This is a genomic window from Streptomyces sp. NPDC012935, from assembly GCF_042900345.1.
In the GTDB taxonomy this organism is placed as follows: Bacteria; Actinomycetota; Actinomycetes; order Streptomycetales; family Streptomycetaceae; genus Streptomyces.
Genome location: NZ_JBIBBC010000003.1, coordinates 590,384 through 610,295, shown reverse-complemented (window position 1 = coordinate 610,295; position 19,912 = coordinate 590,384). Strand labels below are relative to the sequence as shown.

Annotated in this window: 16 protein-coding genes and 1 pseudogene; 15 read left to right on the top strand and 2 right to left on the bottom strand. The window is 71.4% G+C overall.

Going from position 1 to position 19,912, the window contains the following annotated elements; genetic code table 11:
• From ACFY5C_RS11530 to ACFY5C_RS11465, 14 genes are all read left to right on the top strand, one after another.
• The gene (locus ACFY5C_RS11530; RefSeq protein ID WP_389443245.1) at positions 1 to 225 is read left to right on the top strand and encodes a hypothetical protein; all 225 of its coding nucleotides are present in this window, start codon (positions 1 to 3) and stop codon (positions 223 to 225) included.
• A gap of 113 nt (positions 226 to 338) precedes the next feature.
• On the top strand, positions 339 to 1,691 hold the full coding sequence (locus ACFY5C_RS11525) for an MFS transporter (RefSeq protein WP_389443243.1): 1,353 nt from the start codon (positions 339 to 341) through the stop codon (positions 1,689 to 1,691).
• 12 nt (positions 1,692 to 1,703) lie between these two features.
• Positions 1,704 to 3,530, top strand: coding sequence for an asparagine synthase (glutamine-hydrolyzing) (gene asnB, locus ACFY5C_RS11520; protein ID WP_389443241.1), 1,827 nt, complete (start codon positions 1,704 to 1,706; stop codon positions 3,528 to 3,530).
• A 12-nt stretch (positions 3,531 to 3,542) separates the two neighbouring features.
• Complete coding sequence (locus tag ACFY5C_RS11515) at positions 3,543 to 4,805, top strand: cytochrome P450 (RefSeq protein WP_389443239.1); 1,263 nt, start codon at positions 3,543 to 3,545, stop codon at positions 4,803 to 4,805.
• Between the two features lie 94 nt (positions 4,806 to 4,899).
• Positions 4,900 to 5,877 (top strand): L-tyrosine/L-tryptophan isonitrile synthase family protein, encoded by a 978-nt coding sequence (locus ACFY5C_RS11510; RefSeq protein ID WP_389443389.1) that lies wholly within the window; start codon positions 4,900 to 4,902, stop codon positions 5,875 to 5,877.
• Positions 5,878 to 5,959: 82 nt separating this feature from the next.
• Positions 5,960 to 6,685, top strand: a complete 726-nt coding sequence (locus ACFY5C_RS11505) for an ankyrin repeat domain-containing protein (protein WP_389443237.1) — start codon at positions 5,960 to 5,962, stop codon at positions 6,683 to 6,685.
• Between the two features lie 207 nt (positions 6,686 to 6,892).
• A complete protein-coding gene (locus tag ACFY5C_RS11500; protein ID WP_389443235.1) occupies positions 6,893 to 8,290 on the top strand; it encodes an FAD-binding oxidoreductase in 1,398 nt (465 codons plus the stop codon).
• A gap of 113 nt (positions 8,291 to 8,403) precedes the next feature.
• Positions 8,404 to 9,864, top strand: coding sequence for a cytochrome P450 (locus ACFY5C_RS11495; protein ID WP_389443233.1), 1,461 nt, complete (start codon positions 8,404 to 8,406; stop codon positions 9,862 to 9,864).
• 198 nt (positions 9,865 to 10,062) lie between these two features.
• Complete coding sequence (locus ACFY5C_RS11490; protein WP_389443387.1) at positions 10,063 to 11,541, top strand: MFS transporter; 1,479 nt, start codon at positions 10,063 to 10,065, stop codon at positions 11,539 to 11,541.
• Positions 11,542 to 11,599: 58 nt separating this feature from the next.
• Positions 11,600 to 12,793 (top strand): esterase-like activity of phytase family protein, encoded by a 1,194-nt coding sequence (locus tag ACFY5C_RS11485; RefSeq protein ID WP_389443231.1) that lies wholly within the window; start codon positions 11,600 to 11,602, stop codon positions 12,791 to 12,793.
• Between the two features lie 92 nt (positions 12,794 to 12,885).
• Positions 12,886 to 13,314, top strand: a complete 429-nt coding sequence (locus ACFY5C_RS11480) for a hypothetical protein (RefSeq protein ID WP_389443229.1) — start codon at positions 12,886 to 12,888, stop codon at positions 13,312 to 13,314.
• Positions 13,315 to 13,448: 134 nt separating this feature from the next.
• Complete coding sequence (tgmA, locus tag ACFY5C_RS11475) at positions 13,449 to 13,640, top strand: putative ATP-grasp-modified RiPP (RefSeq protein WP_328883330.1); 192 nt, start codon at positions 13,449 to 13,451, stop codon at positions 13,638 to 13,640.
• 13 nt (positions 13,641 to 13,653) lie between these two features.
• Positions 13,654 to 14,610 (top strand): ATP-grasp ribosomal peptide maturase, encoded by a 957-nt coding sequence (gene tgmB / locus ACFY5C_RS11470; protein WP_389443227.1) that lies wholly within the window; start codon positions 13,654 to 13,656, stop codon positions 14,608 to 14,610.
• Between the two features lie 285 nt (positions 14,611 to 14,895).
• Positions 14,896 to 15,051, top strand: a complete 156-nt coding sequence (locus ACFY5C_RS11465; protein ID WP_389443225.1) for a hypothetical protein — start codon at positions 14,896 to 14,898, stop codon at positions 15,049 to 15,051.
• A 46-nt stretch (positions 15,052 to 15,097) separates the two neighbouring features.
• Here ACFY5C_RS11465 and ACFY5C_RS11460 read toward each other — a convergent pair whose 3' ends face one another.
• Together ACFY5C_RS11460 and ACFY5C_RS11455 are read right to left on the bottom strand one after the other, a co-directional pair.
• Positions 15,098 to 16,657, bottom strand: coding sequence for an NlpC/P60 family protein (locus ACFY5C_RS11460; RefSeq protein WP_389443223.1), 1,560 nt, complete (start codon positions 16,655 to 16,657; stop codon positions 15,098 to 15,100).
• A 410-nt stretch (positions 16,658 to 17,067) separates the two neighbouring features.
• Positions 17,068 to 17,537 (bottom strand): annotated as a pseudogene (locus ACFY5C_RS11455) (cinnamyl alcohol dehydrogenase); the annotation flags it as partial.
• A gap of 487 nt (positions 17,538 to 18,024) precedes the next feature.
• On the opposite strand from ACFY5C_RS11455, the gene ACFY5C_RS11450 reads away from it, so the two are divergent.
• Entirely contained in the window at positions 18,025 to 19,890 is a 1,866-nt protein-coding gene (locus ACFY5C_RS11450) for a phage tail sheath family protein (protein ID WP_389443221.1), read from the top strand.
• The last annotated feature ends 22 nt before the right edge of the window (positions 19,891 to 19,912 follow it).

The window sequence follows — 19,912 nt, the reverse complement described above, 5'->3', positions numbered from 1 at the left end:
ATGAGCGACATCGAAGGCATTGCCGGCCTGGACCCGGTGGCCACCTTCTGCGGCAACTGCGACTGCGGCTGCCCGCAACTCTACGTCGACCCCGCCGCCCCGGCCGAGCGCCGGGTGATCCTCACGGACGACTTCGGGCAGCGGGTGCAGATGAGCGCGGACCAGTTCTCGTCGCTGGTCGCGGAGGCCAAGTCCGGCAAGCTGGACGGTCTCACCACGATCTGATTCGGTATTTCATAATATTTCCCGCTATGCACGGGAACTCGGCCCCGAGTACTCCCGACCTCTGGAGCGAGGCTGCTGACCGCAGTCGATCGCGAGGAGGGAGGGGCCCGGGAGTGAAGGACCGCTGGGTTCTCGTGGGCGTGGCGGGCGCGCTGTCGTTCGTGGCGATGCTCGACATGAACATCGTCAACGTGGCGCTGGCCGACATCGCCGAGGGGCTGCACGTCTCGGCCGCCACGGCACAGTGGGCGGCGCTGGGCTACCAACTCCCGGTCGTCGCCCTGCTGTTGCCGGTCGGCCGGTGGCTGGACGGCGCGGGCACGCGGCCCGCGCTGCTGGCGGCCACCGCCGGGTTCGCGCTGTGCAGCGCCCTGGCCGCGCTGTCTCCCTGGGCGGCCTGGCTGATCGCGGCCCGGATCGGCCAGGGCGCCTGCGGGGCGGTGCTGTTCGTGCTGATGCCGGTGCTGGCGATCCGTGCCGTACGGCCCGCAGCGCGCGCCCGTGCCATGAGCGTGCCCGCGACCCTCGGCCCGCTCGGCGCCGTGACCGGCCCTGCGGTGGGCGGGCTACTGCTGGACCACCTGGGCTGGCGCTGGGTCTTCCTGGTGAAGATCCCGTTCTGTCTGCTGGCGTTGGTCGTGGCCTGGAAGGCGATGCCCGCGGACGGGGCCTTGCGCGTACCCGACCGGCGGGCCCTGGCTGACGCGCTCGCGGTGGCCGGTGGGCTGGCCGCGCTACTGCTCGCCCTGACCCTGGGGTCCGCCGAGCCGCCGTGGTTCCTGCTCGCGGCGGCCGCCGTACCCCCGCTGTGGTGGTGGCTGCGCGGACCGGGCGGGCGGCCGGTTACGGGTGTCCTGCGGGCGACGGGGCTGTTCCGGGCGCACGGCGCCGTGCTGACGCTGGCAGCCGGGTTCGCCGCCATGCACTACGTCGTCGCCCTGCACCTCCAGCGGGACGACGGCGTCAGCGCCACCGCCACCGGGCTGACCGTGCTCGCCTTCCCGCTCGGCATGGCGCTGGCCGGGCCGCTCGGCGGACGGCTCGCCGACCGGTACGGCCTGCGACGGGTCGCGGTCACCGGCGCCTCCCTCACCGCGGCCGGGCTCCTCCTGCTGATCCCGCTCGGCGACGGCTGGTCCCCGCCCGACGTGGCCTGGCGGCTCGCGCTGGCCGGCGTCGGCATGGGCCTCAACGGCGGCCCCACCCAGGCCCTGGTGATGGGCGCCGCCCCCGCGGAGCGCACCGCGACCGTCGGCTCGACGGTGCAGGTCGCCCGCAGCCTCGGCTTCACGTTCGGCCCCGCCCTGGCCACCGTCGCCTGGGCCCTCGCCGGCTCCGGCGACGGGGCGCGGGCCGGGCTGACCCTCGCCGCCGTGGCCGCCTGTCTCGCCGTGCCCCTCCTCGCCCTGCCCGGCCGACGCGACGCCGCCGTGCCCGAGCGCACCACCGACACCGTCTCGACCTGATCAGGAGTCCCCATGTGCGGAATCACCGGCTGGGTGTCGTTTCACCAGGACGCCCGCAGCCAGACCCCGGTCATCGAGGCCATGACCGCCGAGCTCACCCGGCGCGGCCTCGACGCCGGGGGCGTGTGGCTGGGTGAGCGTGCCGCGATCGGCCACCGCCGCCTGGCGGTCATCGACCTCGAAGGCGGCGTACAGCCGATGACCGACCGGCCGAACGAGCCCACGACCGTGCTGAGTCACAGCGGTGAGATCTACAACCACCACGAACTGCGCGCCGAACTCCGAGGCCGGGGGCACGTGTTCGGCACCCGCAGCGACACGGAGGTCGTGCTGCGGGCCTACGCCGAGTGGGGCGAGGCGGTCGCCGAGCACCTGGACGGCATGTTCGCGTTCGCCGTCTGGGACGAGCGCGCCGAGCGGCTGCTGCTCGTCCGCGACCGGCTGGGCGTGAAACCGCTGTACTGGGCGGCCGTCGACGGAGGTGTCGCCTTCGCCTCCGAGCCCAAGGCCCTCTTCCGGCACCCCGAGCTACGGCCCCGGGTGGACGCGGACGGGCTGCGGGAGGCGTACAGCCTGCTGTTCAACACCGGGCCGACGGTGTGGTCCGGCGTACGGGAGGTCGAGCCGGGCGGACTGCTCGTCCTGGACCGGGACGGAATCCGTGAACGCCGCTACTGGCAGCTGGAGGCCAGTGCCCACGCCGATGACCGGGACGCGGCCATCGCACGCGTCCACGATCTGGTGAGCACCGCGGCCCGCAGCCAGCTCGAAGCCGACGTCCCGCTGTGCAGCCTGCTTTCCGGCGGCATCGACTCCACCGTCCTGACCGCCCTGCTCGCCGACGAACTGCGGCTGCGCGAGGGGCCCGACGCCCGCATCCGCTCCTACGCCGTCGACTACAGCGACCAGGCCGAGCAGTTCACCGGCGACATCCTGCGCACCGGTCACGACACCCCGTACGCCACCGAGGCCGGCGCGTTCATCGGCACCGACCACAGCACGGTCGTACTCGATCCGCGTGCGCTGCTCGACCCCGAGCACCGCAAGGCCGTGGTCGTCGCCCGCGACTCGCCGATCGGCGTCGGCGACATGGACACCTCGCTCTACCTGCTGTTCGGGGAGATACGGCGGCACTCGACCGTCGCGCTGTCCGGCGAGGCCGCCGACGAGGTCTTCGGTGGCTACCCCTGGTTCCACGACCCCAAGGCACTCGCCGCCGCCACCTTCCCCTGGCTGCTGGTCACCGGCGACGAGGCCGCCATGCCGCTCAACCCCGAACTCGGCCTGCGCATCGGCGAGTTCCGCGACGACACCTACCGCGACGCTCTGGCCGCCGTCCCGCACCTCGACGGCGAAACCCCGACCGAGCACCGGCAACGCGAGATGCAGCACCTGTCGCTGACCCGGTGGCTGCGTCAACTCCTGCACCGCAAGGACCGGTTGAGCATGGCCCAGGGACTGGAGGTCCGCGTCCCCTACTGCGACCACCGTCTCGTCCAGTACGCCTTCGACGCGCCCTGGGCGCTGCAGAGCTTCGACGGCCGGGAGAAGAGCCTGCTGCGGGCCGCGGGAGCGGGGCTGGCTCCCGACTCGGTGCTGCGGCGTCCCAAGAACCACTACCCGGCCACGCACCACCCCGACTACAACCGCGGACTGCAGGACCTGGCCCGCGACGCCCTGTCCGTGGCACAGGTCCGGGCGCTCGCCGACGAGACCCGCATCAAGCCGTGTCTCGACACCCCGCCCGAGCGGCTGGAGTGGGGCCACCGCCTCCGCCTCGAACGCGTCGTCGACCTCGCCCTGTGGCTCGACCACCACCAGCCCGAACTCGCCCTCTGAGGAGCCTCATCCATGACCACCCAGGAGCCGCTCGCGGCCGTGGACGCGCAGCCGCTCACCGACCCGGTCCCGCTGACGGGGTGCCCCTACAAGGCCGATCCCTATCCGTTGTACGAGCGGATGCGCGAGGCCGGGCCGGTCCACCGAGTCCTCTTCCCGAGCGGCGTACAGGCCTGGCTCGTCACCGGATACGAGGCCGCGCACGCCGCGCTGAACGACGACAGGCTCGGCAAGAGCCACGACCGGGGCAACGACCGCTGGCGGGCCCGTGCCTCGATCATGCCCGAGCCGCAGCACTCGCAGCTCCAGGTCCATCTCCTCCACCAGGATCCGCCCCAGCACACGCATATGCGCAGCTTCGTGACGGACGCCTTCGCGCCGCGCCGAATCGAGCAACTCAGGTCCCGTCTACAGGAGTTGGCCGACGCACTCGTCGACGCGCTCCCGGAGGCCGGGCCCGCCGACCTTGTGGCCGGCTTCGCCGCCCACTTCCCCTTCCGGGTCCTCGCCGAAGTCATCGGCCTGCCGGGGGAGCTGGCCGAGCGCTTCGACCGCGACTGGGGCAAGGTCGTCCAGCCGGTGGGTCCGACGGACCCCGGGCGGCCGCTCTACGAAGCCCGGCTGCAGGGGCTGCAGAGCTACATCGCCGAGGTCGTCACCCACAAGCGGGAACACGCGGACGACGACCTGCTCAGCGGCCTCGTCGTGGCCCGTGACCAGGGAGAACTGTCCCAGGAAGAGCTGGACTCGATGATCTTCCAGCTTCTCGTCGCCGGCCAGGAGCCGGTCACGAACCAGATCACCACGGCCCTGATCGCCCTGTTCCGACACCCGGACCAGCTCGCCCGGCTGCGCGACGACCCCGCCCTCATGCCTCGCGCCGTCGAGGAACTCCTGCGCCACGACAGCGCCTTCGAACTGACCACCTGGCGCTTCTTCGACCAGGACAGCGAGCTGCACGGCACCGGGATCCCGGCCGGCGACTCCGTGATCGTCTCCCTGTGCGCGGCCAACCGCGATCCGAGCCGGTTCGACGACCCCGACGCACTCGACCTGGACCGCTCGCCCAACCCTCACCTCGCCTTCGGCCATGGCATCCACTTCTGCCCCGGCGCCGCCCTCGCCCGCGCCGAACTCCAGATCGCCCTCGGCACCCTGCTCCGACGGCTGCCCGGTCTGCACCTCGCCATCGCCGACGAGGACCTCGAGTGGATCACGGCCGTCCTCGGCCGCGGCACCACCCGCCTGCCCGTCGGCTACGACCGACGGCTGTGAAGCCGATCTCCGGCTGAGCCGAGCCCACCCACCGACAGCGCCGCACTCGCCAAGGCGCGATGCCGCCATGCCCGCACGCCCCCGGAGGAACGACATGCCGCTGATGACCGCTCCGGACACAGCGCCCACGACCATCGGCGCCGAGATCCTGAACCTGCTCCTGCCGCACCACCGCACGACCGACCCCGACCCGAACCGCGCCTCGGCCGAGGCCTTCCCGCATCAACTGCAACGGATCACCGACTTCGTCCGCGAGGGCGCCCCCATCGTCTTCACCCTGCCGGGCTTCCCGTGCAAGTCGCCCAACCCCGCCAAGACCCTGGGCCACCTCCCCGACATGGGCGAACGCCTCTCCCTCAGCTTCCTCGACACACTGTGCAGCGAGATCGAGAAGATCCACCCGCCCGGCGCCCGCGTGGTCATCTGCTCCGACGGCCATGTCTTCGGCGACCTCATCCACGTGCCCGACGACCGGATCGACGCGTACTCCGACGAACTGAGCGCACTCATCGCCCGGTTGAGCCTGAGACGCCTGTCCGTGTTCGACCTGCGCGACGTCCTCGGCGACCTCCCTCACGACGCCAAGCGCGCCCACGTCCACGACCGCTACGCCCCCACCCTGGAGGCCCTGCGCGCCGAGGTCCGCACCGATGCCCCCACCCTCGCGCTCTACCGCGGCATCACCCGCTTCCTCGTCGACGACACCGCCGACTTCACCGGTACACGGTCCGCTCTCCAGCGCGAGTGCCGGAGGCGGGCGTACGGCGTCATCCAGCGCAGCCGGGCCTGGGGTGAGCTGATCGCCGAGCACCACGCGCGCGCCGTACGCCTGTCGATTCACCCTCAGCCGGTCGGCGCCGCCAAGTTCGGCATCCGCCTGCTCGACGCCCCCGACGCCTGGACCACGCCCTGGCACTCCGCCGCCCTACGCGGGCACGACGGCACCTGGACCCTGATGCCGCGGGCCCGTGCCCAGGGGCTCGGCCGTCTGGTCCACCGGGACGGCAGACCGAGCCACTTCGAGCGTTCACGTGACGACGGTCAGCGCTCCTCGGCCACCTTGCGCGGATAGCGGAGCAGGTGCCGCCTCGCAGTGCCGGGGGAGGCGTTGTCAGTGGCCCGTGTTATGCAGGTGGGGACCTGGGAGGTGACCGATGTTGATCGATACGACCGCTCCGCTGGCCCGTGCCTGCGTCGAAGCGATCCGGACCGGCAACGTGGCGGCGTTGCAGGACCTGCTCACCGCGCATCCGGCACTGGCGACGGCGCGGGTAGGCAACATGAAGAGCACGCGGACCCTGTTGCACGTGGCCACCGACTGGCCCGGCCACGTGCCCAACGGTCCCCGCACGGTGACCGCGCTGGTCGACGCGGGTGCGGACGTCAACGCCCGGTTCACCGGCGCACACCGCGAGACCCCGCTGCACTGGGCGGCCGGCAGCGACGACGTGCCCGTCCTCGACACCCTCCTCGACCTGGGCGCGGACATCGAGGCAGACGGCGGGGTCATCGGCGACGGCACGCCCCTGGCGGACGCGGTCGCCTTCGGGCAGTGGCGGAGCGCACGGCGACTGAGGGCACGCGGTGCCCGCGCCAATCTGTGGCAGGCCGCCGCCCTGGGCGAGGCCGATCTTGTAGCCGCGTGCTTCACATCCGAGTGCGAGCCGCCGGCCGCGCAGGACATCACATCTGCTTTGTGGTGCGCCTGTCATGGCGGGCAGCAGCGGATGGCCGACTACCTGCTGCGACGCGGGGGCGACGTCAACTGGATCGGCTACGACCGGCTGACCGCGCTGGACGCCGCCGAGCGCTCCGGCCACCCCACGCTCGTCGCGTGGCTGCGCGATCAAGGGGCCAGGTCCGCCGAGGAGTTGGTCTGACCCCGGGCGGACGAGGAACCTACGCCCGCCGCCGACGTGCGGCCGTCCCTGGCTGGGTGAAGACTGAGATGTGGCGGGGCCGGTGCGCCCTGCCGACATCGACACGAGGTGCGAACGGACCCGCGCACCACGCCCCCGCTGCCCGCCCGGACGTCAAGCGCCGTCATCCGTCCGCGGCTCACCGCAGCCACACAGAGGGGTCCGGACATGGGCGGCATCAACGGAACGGCACTCGAAGGTCTGCGTGAGGCAGTGCGGGGGCCCGTCATCACGGAACGGGACCCGGGCTACGACGCGGCCCGCAGCATCTACAACGCCATGATCGACCGGCGCCCCGCGGCCTTCGCGCAGTGCGTGGACGCGGCGGACGTGCGGGCCGTGCTCTCCTTCGCCAGGGAGACCGGGATCGAGCTCGCCGTGAGGGGCGGCGGCCACAGCGGGCCCGGCCTGTGCCTGGTCGACGACGCGCTCGTCCTCGATCTGTCGACCATGCGAGGGGTGCGCGTCGACCCGACGGCCATGACCGCGCAGGCCGCCGGCGGCGCGCAGCTGGGCGACCTGGACCACGCCGCCCACACCTTCGGCCTGGGCGTGCCGGCCGGCATCATCTCGATGACGGGCGTGGGCGGCCTCACGCTCGGCGGCGGACACGGCTACCTCACCCGCAAGTACGGCCTGACCATCGACAGTCTGCAGTCCGCCGACGTCGTCCTCGCCGACGGCACGTTCGTCACCGCCTCCGAGGAGGAGCACCCGGACCTGTTCTGGGCGCTGCGGGGCGGCGGCGGGAACTTCGGCGTCGTCACGTCGTTCAATTTCCGGCTGCACCCGGTGGACACCGTCGGAGTCTCGGTGACGGTGTGGCCGGTCGACCGCACACCCGAAGTGCTGCGCTGGTACCGCGAGTTCATGCCCGCGGCGCAACAGGACCTGTACGGCTTCTTCACCGTCTTCGTCATCCCGCCCGGCCCACCGTTCCCCGAGCCGATCCACGGGCAGAAGATGTGCGGCATCGTCTGGTGCTACACCGGTGACCTGGAGGGCGACCGCCTAGAGCAGACGCTGACGGCGGTGAACGAACCGGCGCCGCCCGCCTTCCACTTCACCACGCCCATGCCCTACCCCGGCCTGCAGGGCATGTTCGACGAGCTGATCCCCAAGGGCTACCAGTGGTACTGGCGCGGCGACTTCTTCGACTCGATCTCCGACGCCGCGATCGAGGTGCACCACAAGTACGGCGAGAACATCCCGACCGCGCTGTCACTGATGCACCTGTATCCCGTGGACGCGGCCGCCCACCAGGTCGGCCCCGACGACACGGCCTGGGCCTACCGGGACGCCGTCTGGTCCGGAGTGATCGCCGGGGTCGACCCGGACCCCGCCAACGCCGACCTGATCCGGCAGTGGAGCGTCGACTACTGGACCGACCTGCACCCGCACTCCATGGGCGGCTCCTACGTCAACTTCATCGGCGAGGCCGAGAGCACGGACCGCGTCCGGTCCACCTACCGCGGCCACTTCGACCGCCTTGCCGCGATCAAGCACACCTACGACCCGGACAACTTCTTCCACGCCAACCAGAACATCCCGCCCACGGGCGGCTGACGTCGGCCGCCCCGTCGTCCACCCGTGACCGACCGCTGGGGTAGGGTCCCGAGCGTGATCGGCTACTGGCTGGTAGTACGCCGGTGCGGGGAGTGTCGGAGGGCGGCAGGACGATGGAATCCCAGGTGGGCGAGAGCGGATCGGTGGACGTCGACGGCACTCACTTGGAAGAGATGACACCCGAACCGCTGCTGACCCGGGACTACGAGACATGTCCCTCCCTCGTGTACGAGCGCCTGAGGCAGCAACACGGGCCCGTCGCACCGGTCGACCTGCTCGGCGTGCCCGCCTGGCTCGTCCTCGGCTACCGCGAGGCGCTCCAGGTGCTCCAGGACGACGACGGCTGGCCGAAGGGACTGGAGAACTGGCGGGCCCGCACCGAGGGCGAAGTGCCCGCCGACTGGCCGCTGGGGCCTTCCCTGGAGGTCAACCACGTACTGATCCAGGGCGGACCCGGCTACCAGCCGCTGCGCACGGCATGGGACGCGGCGCTCAAGCCGTTCCAGGACCCCCGCCACCCGCAGGCCAAGCGGTTGAAGGCGGCCGTCACCGCCTACGCCGACGACCTGATCACCCTGGTCGGGCAGGGCGGCGCCACGGGCGTGGCGGACCTCTCCGCGCAGTTCTCCCGGCCGCTGCCGCTGATGGTGGCAAGCCACCTGCTCGGCTTCCCCGGTTCCCAGGGCGATGACGCCCTCATGGACATGTGGCGGGTCCTCGACGCGGGCCCGGACGCGGAGCTAGCCCTGGAGCGGCTGCTCGCCACGCTCGCCGAACTGGGGGCCGCGAAGCTCAAGGAGCCGGGGGACGACTTCCCCTCCTGTCTGCTGGCAGCGCATCCCGGACTGTCGCTCGACGAGCTGGCCCGTGAGCTGTTCATGCTGCTCGGCATGACCTCCGACCACGTCGGCATCCTCATGTCCAACACGGTGGTCGAGGTCATCTCCGCGGACGGCGACGGCGGCGTGCGCGCCAGCCTGTCCGCCGGGATGATCAGGGAGACCATGAACCGGGTGGTCATGCGCAAGCCGCCGCTGGTGAACTTCGTACCGCGCTTCGCCGCCGAGGACACCGCGCTCGGCCAGTACACGATCCGCGCGGGCGACCCGGTGTGGGTCTCCTCCGCAGCCGCGCACGCCGACCCGCTCTTCGCCGACCACGTCGCGCAGGGAAGCACGATCAGCACCCGGGCGCACCTGTCCTGGGGCGCGGGCCGCCGCCAGTGCCCGGCCCGCGAGCTCGCGTCGACGGTCGCGGCGGTCGGCGTGGGCCGGCTGTTCGAGCGGTTCTCCCATCTGGACCTCGCCCTGCCGGCCGACCAACTTCCCTGGCGCTCCTCGCCGTTCATGCGCGGCCTGCGCTCGCTTCCCGTGCGGTACGAACTGGCGCCGACGCCCGAGCGGGCCTCGGCGCAGGAGCGCGAACCGGCACAGCTGACGGCACCGGGGACGGGATCGGGCACGGCACTCGACAGGGCACCGGAACCGGCCGACGCGGTGCTGCCGGACCGGTCGGCACGGCACCGCTCGTCGCTGTGGCGCTACCTGACGGGCCTGATCCGCGGTGCCCGCTGACCTGCGCGTGCCGTAGCGGCCCGGCCCGGGCCCGTGATCGACTGGAGGCCCGTCCGGCAGCGGCGTACGGTCGAATGGTGGCGGGAACCAGCCACCGAACCCCCGTCACGGCGCGATGCCATGAGCAATCCCGAGCCGACACCCGGAGCACGGACCACCCCGCAGGAGACGGAGCGGAGCGAGGGCCGTGGCAGCGGTATGGCGCTGCTGGTCATCGCCTCGTGCCAGCTGATGGTGGTGCTCGACATCACCATCGTGAACATCGCGCTGCCGGAGATCCAGCGCTCGCTCGATTTCTCCACGACGAGCCTGTCCTGGGTGGTCAACGCCTACACGCTCACCTTCGGCGGACTGCTCCTGCTCGGCGGCAGGATGGGCGACATCCTCGGCAGACGACGCGTGTTCGTCTTCGGCGTGCTGCTCTTCGTCCTGGCCTCGCTGCTCGGCGGACTGTCCCAGAACTCCTGGCAACTCCTCGCCGCCCGCGCCCTGCAGGGTGTCGGTGGCGCCATCGCGTCCCCGACCTCCCTCGCCCTGATCAGCACCACCTTCCGCGAAGGACCCGAACGCAACAGGGCGTTCGGTGTCTTCGCGGCGGTCTCGGCGGGTGGCGGCGCGATCGGGCTGCTGGCGGGCGGAATGCTGGTCGAGTGGCTCAACTGGCGCTGGGTGCTGTTCGTCAACGTGCCCATCGGGCTGCTGATCGTGCTCGCCACCCCGCGCTGGATCCGGGAGTCCGAACGCCACCCCGGGCACTTCGACATCGCCGGCGCGCTGACCTCCACCATCGGCATGGTGCTGCTGGTGTACGGGTTCATCCGGGCCGCGCAGGACGGCTGGCGGGACGCGTTCACCCTGGCCGCGTTCGGGGCGGCCGTCGTCTTCCTGCTGTTGTTCGTCCTGGTCGAGCAGCGCTCCAGACAGCCCATCACCCCGCTGCACATGTTCGCCGACCGCAACCGGGCGGGCACGTACGGCATGATGCTGAGCCTGGCCGCCGCGATCTTCGGCATGTTCTTCTTCCTCACGCTCTTCGTGCAGGACGTGCTGAACTTCAGCCCGCTCGAGGCCGGCCTGGCCTTCCTGCCGGTGAGCGCGGTGATCGCGGTGGGCGCCGGGATCGCCTCGCAGCTCCTGCCGAAGTACGGACCGAAGCCGTTCATGGTGACGGGCGCGATCCTGGCCGCCGCGGGCCTGGGCTGGCTGACCCTGACCGATGTCCACTCCACCTACGCGGGCAGCATTCTCGGCCCGATGCTCGTCTTCAGCCTCGGCATGGGCATGGAGTTCGTGTCCCTGACCCTGATGGCGCTGTCCAACGTGACCACCCAGGAGACGGGTGCCGCCTCCGGACTCCTCAACGCCACCCAGCAGGTCGGTGGCTCCCTCGGACTGTCCATCCTGGTCACGACGTTCGGTACGGCCAGCAACAACGAGGCCGAGAAACAGATCCCCGCGTTCCTGTCCCAGGCGACCCCGTCTGAGCTGCTGCGCTTCGAACGCACCGGTCAGCTGCCGTCGCAGTACGCCGACGAGATCCTGACCTCCGGGGTCTCGGCCGCCTTCATCGTGGCCGCGATCTTCACGGCCATCGCCGCGGTGATCGCCCTCCTCGTCATCCAGGTCCGCCCCTCCGACCTGGAGCGGCTCCAGGGCGGAGGGATGCCTACGCCCTGAACCGGCAGGACGTCTGTCGTTGGCGCATCCGTCACCCGGTGCTCTTAGTGTGCGCGCCATGAGAAGAACTTCGATCATGGTCAGTGCCGCGGTCCTGACCGTCTCCCTCGCATCTCCCGCCGTGGCCGACCGGGGCGGACAGGACTTCGGCCGGGCCACGCTGACCGGCTTCGCGTCGCTGCCGGCCGAGACGTTCGTGCCGGGCAGCGAGCCGTCCGGCTCGGCGATCGGGGCCGGCCCCTTCAACGGGATCGCGGCGCCGTTCGCGCACCAGCCGGTGCAGGGCTTCAGCGGTGTCGTGAACCGGCGTGACGGCACCTTCGACGTGCTCTCGGACAACGGGTACGGCAACAAGGCCAACAGTGCCGACTTCCTGCTGCGCGTCCACCGCATCCAGCCGGACACGCGGACCGGCGAGGTCAAGGTGCTCGGCGGGTTCAACCTGAGCGACCCCGACCGCCACGTGCCGTTCGCGCTCACACGGGCCGACCGGGTGCTCACCGGCGCCGACTTCGACGTCGAGTCGATCGTGCGGATGCCGGACGGGACGTACTGGGCGGGCGACGAGTTCGGGCCCTGGCTGCTGCACTTCTCCGCCCGTGGCCGCCTCCTGGAGGCTCCCATCGCCCTCGACGGGGTGAAGGCCCCGGAGAACCCCTACCTGAACGGCGCCGAGCCGAACATAGCGAGCAGCAAGGGCTTCGAGGGCATGGTCCGCTCCGTGGACGGCCGTCGCCTCTACCCGCTCCTCGAAGGCACGGTGACCGGCGACACCCCCGGCGACCTGCGCTTCAGCGAGTTCGACCTGCGTGAGCGCGCCTACACCGGCAAGCGCTTCGTCTACCGCCTGGAGTCGACCGCGAACGCCATCGGTGACGCCATCGCCGTCGACCGGCACCGCTTCCTGGTCATCGAGCGCGACGGGGGACAGGGCGACACCGCCCGGTTCAAGCGCATCTACCTGGCCGACACCCGTGACCGGGACGGCGACGGCCTGATGGACAAGACCCTCGTGGCCGACCTGCTGGACATCGCCAACCCCAAGGGGCTCGGCGGCTTCGGGAAGACCTTCCGCTTCCCGTTCCAGACGATCGAGGACGTGAACCTCGTCGACGACCGCACGCTGGCGGTCCTCAACGACAACAACTTCCCCTTCTCGTCCGGCCGTACGGCGGGCAAGGCGGACGACAACGAGTTCATCACCATCCGCCTCGCGGCCCCCCTGCACGCGGACAGGCGCGCCTTCCGCTGACGGCTGTGAGGCCGCCGGCCGGTCGAGCGGGTGGGTCCGGTCCACGCGCTCGACCGGGGGCGTGCCCGGGCCGCCGGTCCTATGATCGGCCCGTGGACACAGCCGATCGCGACGCCCAGCGCTTGCCCATAGCCCAGTGGAGCGCCGCGGAGCGGCTCAGGAAACTGGCGTACGCACTGTTCCTGGAGCACCAGCCGGACCTCACCTGGCGGGAGTTCGCCAGGTACGGTGCGATTCCGGGGACGCAGGTCCTGGCAGTGACGCTCACTCTCGAGGACGGCCGCGAGATGGTGTGCAGCCTGGTGGTGGGGATGTCTGCGGAGGCGTTCTCCGTCGAGTCGGACATCGGCGTCGACGATCCGGACGCCGAGAACGGCTTCCGCCACCTGCTGGAGATCCCGGAGTCCCTCGCCGGCTCGCTCGACGAGTTCATCCCGCTGATCGACCACCAGCTGGATCAACTCGTCGAGGCGGCACCCCGGTTGCTGCGCGAACTGCGAGCGGGTACGTCGAAGGCCTGACGGGTCGGGAGGCCTTTGGGTTTCCTGTGAAGGGTGTGACTACGTTCACGCCGATGTGGCGGAAAGTGATGAATTCCTTACGCAAGCGGCGCGTAAGTGACGGTAATTCAAACAACACGCCATGGAGGTTTAAAGTGCAACCGTTCACCCTCAAGTACGCCTTTCCCAAGGGGATTTCCCTGGCGGTGACGCCGTACCACTTCGACCCGGCCCGGCAGCTGAACGTGCTGCCCGACGGGCGCCCGGCCGTCAGTGACCCGGACCTCCTGCTCGCGGTCGGCACGACGACGTCGACCGCGGGCTCCGCGACCCACTTCGACGACTGACGATCGTGCGCGCATGACCGTACTGATCCTGACGTCCGAGGAGGACGTGACGGCCGACATGGTGGTGGCCAAGCTGCACGGGACGGGGACGCCCGTGCTGCGACTGGACCCCGCCGACCTGCCGGGCAAGGCCGTGCTCTCCGCCGACTACGCCCACGGAGACTTCGACGGCCACCTGTCCGTCAACGGACATGTCCTCAGCATGGGGGGCCTGCGGTCCATCTGGGTGCGCAGGCCCGGCGAACCGGCCGCACACGCCGCCCACCCCTCGGAGTGGCTGACCGCCGAGACCCGGCAGGCGCTGTACGGGATGCTTCACTCCGCCGCCGCACGGTGGATGAACCATCCGCGCAACGCCGACCAGGCACGCCTGAAACCCTGGCAGTTGAGGGTCGCCCACCTCTGCGGCTTCGCCGTGCCGCCGACGGTCTTCACCACGTCCCCCCGGCTGGCACGGGAGTTCGTCGAGGAGTACCGGGACGTGGTGGTGAAGTCCGCCTCGGGACCGCCGCCCGACAACCCCGCGCTGACCCTGCCCACCACCCTCGTCGGCCCCGACGCGGACTTCTCCGCCGTCGCGGCCGGCCCCGCGCTGCTCCAGCGGTACGTGGCCAAGCGGGCCGACATCCGGCTGACCGCCGTCGGCAGCAGGATGTTCGCCGCGCGGAAGACCGCGGAACCAGGCCAGGTCGACGGACGCTACGGCGACACCGGGCACGCCTGGGAGCCGGTCCCGGTCCCCGACCGCATCGGCAAGGCGGTGCACGAGTACGTCACCCTCGCCGGACTGGCGTACGCCGCCTTCGACTTCGCCGAGGACGAGGACGGCATCTGGTGGTTCCTGGAGTGCAACCAGAGCGGCCAGTTCGGCTTCGTAGAGCTGGAGACCGGGCAGCCGATCGCGGAGGAGGTGGCCCTGTGGCTGGCCCAGCGCCGGCCGGACCGCCGGGCGGCGGAGGGGCGTGGGTGAGTCGGGCGCCCGGCCCCGTCGACGATGCGGTCGGTGACATGGAGCAGGAATCCGGCCGCGGCCGCCGTCGCACACCGGGTGGCTGCAGGCGAGGGACACGGTGACGACCTTGCGTGCCGCCGTCGATGCCGAGGGCGGCCGTAGTTGCCGAGCGTGACGATGCCGTCGGTCCCGGGGGCCAGAGGGAGCGTGCCCTCGGGGCGAGGTCGGTCCGGCGGCGTAGTTCGCCGCGGGAGCGGCGAGCCCGAGCCGGTGCGCGTCCCGGACCGCGGGGAGGACGAGACCGTGAGCGTTCTGCGGCGTCTGATGCCGGTCGGTCTGCCGACGGCCCGTCAGGACGGGGTGCGGATGGCCGAGTACGCGGTGCTGTTCGCCGTGGAGCCGGTGGAGAAGCCCGCCCCCGCGTGTCCAGGTGCGCGGCTGGGACGTCCCCTTCGATGAGTACGGGCGGCTGATGGCTGATGCGTGACTGCGGCCGATCGGCGGCTCAGGCGGGCCGGATCACGCTGTGGATCGCCGACTCCCCGGCGTAGTAGATCGACTCCTCGCGTATGGCGGCGCCCGGGCCGGGGGCGTGGATCATCGTGCCGTTTCCGGAGCAGATGCCGACGTGGCCGACGTGGAACAGGACCAGGTCACCGGGCTCGGCGTAGGTGACGGCGATGCCACGGCCGGCGGTCGCCTGTTCCGGTGCGGTGCGGGGGAGGGCGATGCCCGCGGCCTTCCAGGCGGCCTGGGTGAGGCCGGCTCCGTCATAGGCCTCCGGGCCCGTCGTGCCCCAGACGCAGGGCTTGCCGATCTGGGCGCGGGCGAAGTCCAGGGCGCGCAGGGCCCGGGTGTCCTGCGGGTCCGGCGACGTGAATGCGCCGCTCAGGGCCGGGGACGGGTTCGTGTCGAGGGCCGGGGTGGCGGCGGTGGTTGCCGGACTTGTGGTTGCGGTCTGGCTCGTGGCGACGGTCTGGCTCGTGGTGACTGCCGGGAGTGGGTCGGTGAGCGGGTCCGGCGACGTGAGTGCGTCGCTCGGGCCTGGGAACGGGTTTGTGTCGAGGGCCGGGGTGGCGGCGGTGGTTGCCGGACTTGTGGTTGCGGTCTGGCCCGTGGCGACGGCCTGGCTCGTGGTGACTGCCGGGAGTGGGTCGGTGAGCGGGTCCGGCGTTGTGGCCCAGGCCGTCGTGCCGGCCGGGACCGTGGTGAGGTCGTCCGGGCCCTGCGCCTGCAGTGCCTGCCATTGCGCGTCGGCCGAGTGCTGGACCGGGGTCGGCGTGGCACCCCAGGTGCCGGTGACCGGCACCGCCTCGATCGCCGCGAGCGGCGCGCTCTGCCGCGCGCTGTACTCGGACAGCAGCGCGCGTGCCCGGTCGAGCTTGCGCTGGCTCTGCTCCTTGCTCGTGCGCAGCGCGGACCGCTCCTGCGGCTCGGCCGTGGGTTCGGCGGCCGGGCCGGGCAGGGCGAGAGCGCGTGAGGCGGTCGTCTCCTGCGGCGCCTCCGAGGCTGCCGGAAGTGCGGCAACGGGCCCGGCGGTCAGCTCGGCCACGGCAGCCGTCCGGGTGGCCCCACCGGACGTCAACTCGGCGACCGGCGCGGCGGGCAGCTCCAGGGCGGTACGGCCCGACGGCTCCTGCGCCCGATCGGGGCCGTTCGCCGGGCGCGCGGGCCGCGTTCCGGCGAGGTGGTCGGGCACCCGGTCGGTCGGCAGCACTGCGGCGACGATCGGACCCATGTTGGCGCGGGCGGCGTCGAACCACTGCCGCGCGACGCTGTCGAGCGCGGGGTCACTGCGCCTGCTGTCGTTGTCGCGGGGCGCGGTGGCGGGCCGGCGTGCGGTGTCCGTCGGCCGGTCGGCGCGCGCCCGCGGGCCCGTCGACGCGGCGCGGGTGGCGTTGAAGGTCCCCGTGTCGGCCTCGGCCTGGTCGTAGAGGGAACTGACCCGCCGGCTGACCTCCTCGCGGCTCGGTGCCTCGTCCGCGGCCGAGGGGGCCGCGTTGGCCGTCTGGGCGAGCAGGGCCACCGAGGTGAGGGCTGCCGACGCGAGTGCGGAATTGCGCATGCCAGGGAGGCTCAGAGCCCCCGGACGCGCGGTGCGTTCCGGCGCCATGGGTGACGTACTCCTTCCGTACTCCGCCTACCGAGTTAGCGGTGGGGGTCCCTCCCAGGCCGCTCAGGCACTGGGGGAGGGTTCGGGCGGTCGTCTCCGGAAGGTGTGCCCTACGGCCCTTGCCCCGAAGGGCTGTTGGGCCGATTCACCCCAAGTTCGGTTGGGTCCCCGGCTCCAGTGGACCCTTGCGGGCGCGCACCGGACTCGGCGGAGGCCGCGCGTCCCGGCGGGGTTCGCCGGAGGTCGTCGTGCGGTCCGATGCGTAACCTAACCAACTTGTGAGCCCCGCGTGAAGATTGACATGTGAAATGTCCGATACGTTTTTGTGACCTTCGACGCTCTGAGTGAGAAGGGGACCGGATTCACCTCGCGGTGCGCTGACTTCGCCACGCTTCGTAATCATCGAGGGCCGTCTGCTCGACCGGTCGGTCGGCGATGCCCAGTTCGTTCACGCTGCGGCTGTTGTCCACCTGGAACCGGATGCCGAGGTGCTTGCGGATGTAGTCCTGGCTCAGCCCGAACGCCGGACCCAGGACGCGAACCGGCCACTGCGGGAGCGCGGTGCGCGGAAGGCGCAGGTCACGGGGATGGCGGGCTCGGATCATGCGGGACATCTCGTGGAAGGACGTCATGGTCCGGGCGGCGAGGATGGAGCGGCCCTGCGCGTTTCGACTGTGGGTGTCCGCTCGATGGCCGCCAGTGCATTGCGGGAGCCGAGCAGGGCCGGATCGACGACATCCCTGCGGCCGTCCTTGATCTTCTCCGGCATGAGGAACGGCGACGTCACATGGAACACCACCCGGCATCCCGTCGTCGGGGCCGGTGCTGCGCCGGGTTCGCGCCACCCCCGGAAAACCGGCCACCACGCGATGTGTGCGACTCGGGGAGGTCGTACGTGCGTGCGACCAGTCGAACGGGGCAGGCGAGGGGGTTCTGCCCCGGCGAGGGGCCCGCGGGCCTCCCGAGGCGACATCGCTGTGCAGATTCCGTGAACCACCTGGCCGGGGCGCGCAGGCGCGATGTGCGGATGCCGGGAGGAGGTCTTCACCAAACCCCCTGCCGGGCTGGCCTGAAGGCACCTTGCTGCGTCAACTTCCAACGCACCAAGGTGGATTGAGCACTTGAGCATCAGGAGTCACAAGCGCGTTGCTTGGCCCCGGCGACCGACAAGTCCGGGGTGCAGACGGGGGAACTGAATGCGGTGTGCGTCGTAGCGTCGCTCGTGTGGGGGGCGTCTTCGCGCGCCGGAAAGGGAATGCCTCCCTCCGCCACCTCTTGGTGCATTTGTCCGGTGCCCAAGACAGGGAGTAGGAGGGGGAATGCCGATGAGCGCGGTGAGCGCCGCCAGGCCGACGTATCCCGGCGTCTACGTCGAAGAGCTTCCCAGCAGCACCCGCACGATCTCGACCCTGACCACGTCCGTGACCGCCTTCGTGGGCCACACCCGGCGCGGTCCGTTGAACGAGCCGGTACGCGTCACCAGCTTCACGGAGTTCGAGCGCCGCTTCGGCGGCCTGAGCTCCCAGAGCGCCGTCGGCTACGCGGTCCACCAGTTCTTCGGCAACGGCGGCACCGTCGCGGTGATCGTCCGTGTCGCCAAGGCCGGCAGCGGCAAGGCCGCCTGTGTCACCCTCAAGTCCACCGAGGGCCACAGCGAGGGCCCGGTCCTCGAGATGCACGCCAAGGAACCCGGCGTCTGGGGCAACGGCTTGCGGGTCGCCGTCGACCACGACACGCCGTGCCCCGACGAAACCTTCAACCTGCGCGTCTACGACGCCAAGGGCGAAGCCCGTGAGAGCTTCACCGGCCTGTCCATGGACGCCTCGCACGGCCGCTACGCGCAGACCGTGATCAACGCGGGCTCCAAGCTGATCCGCGTCGAGGCCGTCGGCGAGGGCCGCCCGGACCCGTCCGGCACCGTCTCCAAGCCGTTCGGCCACGACCTGCCGAACCTCGCGGTCGACCTGACGGTGAAGATCGGCGAGGTGGAACGCGAATTCACGCTCTACGACCCCGACTGTGACGGCGAAGTCCCGTGCAGTGTCGCCGAGTTGGCGCTGTTGCTGGAGCGCAAGCTGCGCGCCCTGCCCGACGCGCCCGGCAAGCACGCCTACGCCGGCGCCGAGGTCACCGCCTTCGGCCGCCGGATCCAGGTGGTCGCCGGCTCCACCGACCCCGAGGACGTCGTCCGTTTCCTCGGTGAGTGCGCCAACGACCTGGGCCTCGAGGCCTCCGTCAACCCGCCGGTCTTCCCGCTCGAGGGCGGCGAGGACGGCGAGGCACCCGGCCCGCGCGACCTCATCGGCTCCGAGGGTGACAAGAGCGGCATCCAGGCACTGCGCGGCGTCGCCGACGTCAACCTGCTGGCGTTGCCGGAACTCGCGGCGTACGAGAAGACCGAGGACGCCCTCACGGTCATCTCGGCCGCCCAGCGGCTGTGCGCGGAACGGCGGATCTTCCTGCTGGTCGACGCGCCGAGCACCTGGGTCAGCGTCGACACCGCACGCGCCGGACTCGCCGCCTTCGACGCCGTGCGCGGCAACCACGCGGGCCTGTACTTCCCGCACCTGCAGCTCACCGACCCGCTCACGGGACGGCTGCGCTCCTTCCCGCCGTCCGGCGCGGTCGCCGGCGTCATCGCCCGCACCGACTCCGAGCGTGGCGTGTGGAAGGCGCCGGCCGGCACCGAGGCGAGGCTCGCCGGCGTGCACTCGCTCACCGTCAACCTGACCGACCGCGAGACCGGGCTGCTCAACCCGCTCGGCGTCAACTGCCTGCGCACCTTCCCGGTGACCGGCCCGGTCGTCTGGGGTGCGCGCACGCTGGAGGGGTCGGACGCGCTCGACAGCGAGTGGAAGTACGTGCCGGTGCGGCGCCTCGCGCTGCACGTGGAGGAGAGCCTCCAGCGCGGCCTGCAGTGGGTGGTGTTCGAACCCAACGACGAGAACCTGTGGCAGCAGATCCGGCTCGCCGCCTCCTCGTACCTGCACACCCTCTTCCGTCAGGGCGCCTTCAAGGGCGGCACACCGCGAGAGGCGTACTTCGTCAAGTGCGACGGCGACACGACGACCGCCGAGGACATCGAGAACGGCGTCGTGAACGTCCTCGTCGGCATCGCACCGGTCCGGCCGGCGGAGTTCGTGATCGTCAAAATCCAGCAGACGTCCGGGCAGTTCGCGCTCTAGGCGCGGGGAATCGTGGAGAACT

What these genes read in the sequence shown, in the direction of transcription:
- ACFY5C_RS11530 (WP_389443245.1), top strand. Translation starts at nt 1, where the DNA reads ATGAGCGACATCGAAGGCATTGCCGGCCTGGACCCGGTGGCCACCTTC.
- asnB (WP_389443241.1), top strand. Translation starts at nt 1,704, where the DNA reads ATGTGCGGAATCACCGGCTGGGTGTCGTTTCACCAGGACGCCCGCAGC.
- ACFY5C_RS11515 (WP_389443239.1), top strand. Translation starts at nt 3,543, where the DNA reads ATGACCACCCAGGAGCCGCTCGCGGCCGTGGACGCGCAGCCGCTCACC.
- ACFY5C_RS11510 (WP_389443389.1), top strand. Translation starts at nt 4,900, where the DNA reads ATGCCGCTGATGACCGCTCCGGACACAGCGCCCACGACCATCGGCGCC.
- ACFY5C_RS11505 (WP_389443237.1), top strand. Translation starts at nt 5,960, where the DNA reads ATGTTGATCGATACGACCGCTCCGCTGGCCCGTGCCTGCGTCGAAGCG.
- ACFY5C_RS11500 (WP_389443235.1), top strand. Translation starts at nt 6,893, where the DNA reads ATGGGCGGCATCAACGGAACGGCACTCGAAGGTCTGCGTGAGGCAGTG.
- ACFY5C_RS11495 (WP_389443233.1), top strand. Translation starts at nt 8,404, where the DNA reads ATGGAATCCCAGGTGGGCGAGAGCGGATCGGTGGACGTCGACGGCACT.
- ACFY5C_RS11490 (WP_389443387.1), top strand. Translation starts at nt 10,063, where the DNA reads ATGGCGCTGCTGGTCATCGCCTCGTGCCAGCTGATGGTGGTGCTCGAC.
- ACFY5C_RS11485 (WP_389443231.1), top strand. Translation starts at nt 11,600, where the DNA reads ATGAGAAGAACTTCGATCATGGTCAGTGCCGCGGTCCTGACCGTCTCC.
- tgmB (WP_389443227.1), top strand. Translation starts at nt 13,654, where the DNA reads ATGACCGTACTGATCCTGACGTCCGAGGAGGACGTGACGGCCGACATG.
- ACFY5C_RS11460 (WP_389443223.1), bottom strand. Translation starts at nt 16,657, where the DNA reads ATGCGCAATTCCGCACTCGCGTCGGCAGCCCTCACCTCGGTGGCCCTG.
- ACFY5C_RS11450 (WP_389443221.1), top strand. Translation starts at nt 18,025, where the DNA reads ATGCCGATGAGCGCGGTGAGCGCCGCCAGGCCGACGTATCCCGGCGTC.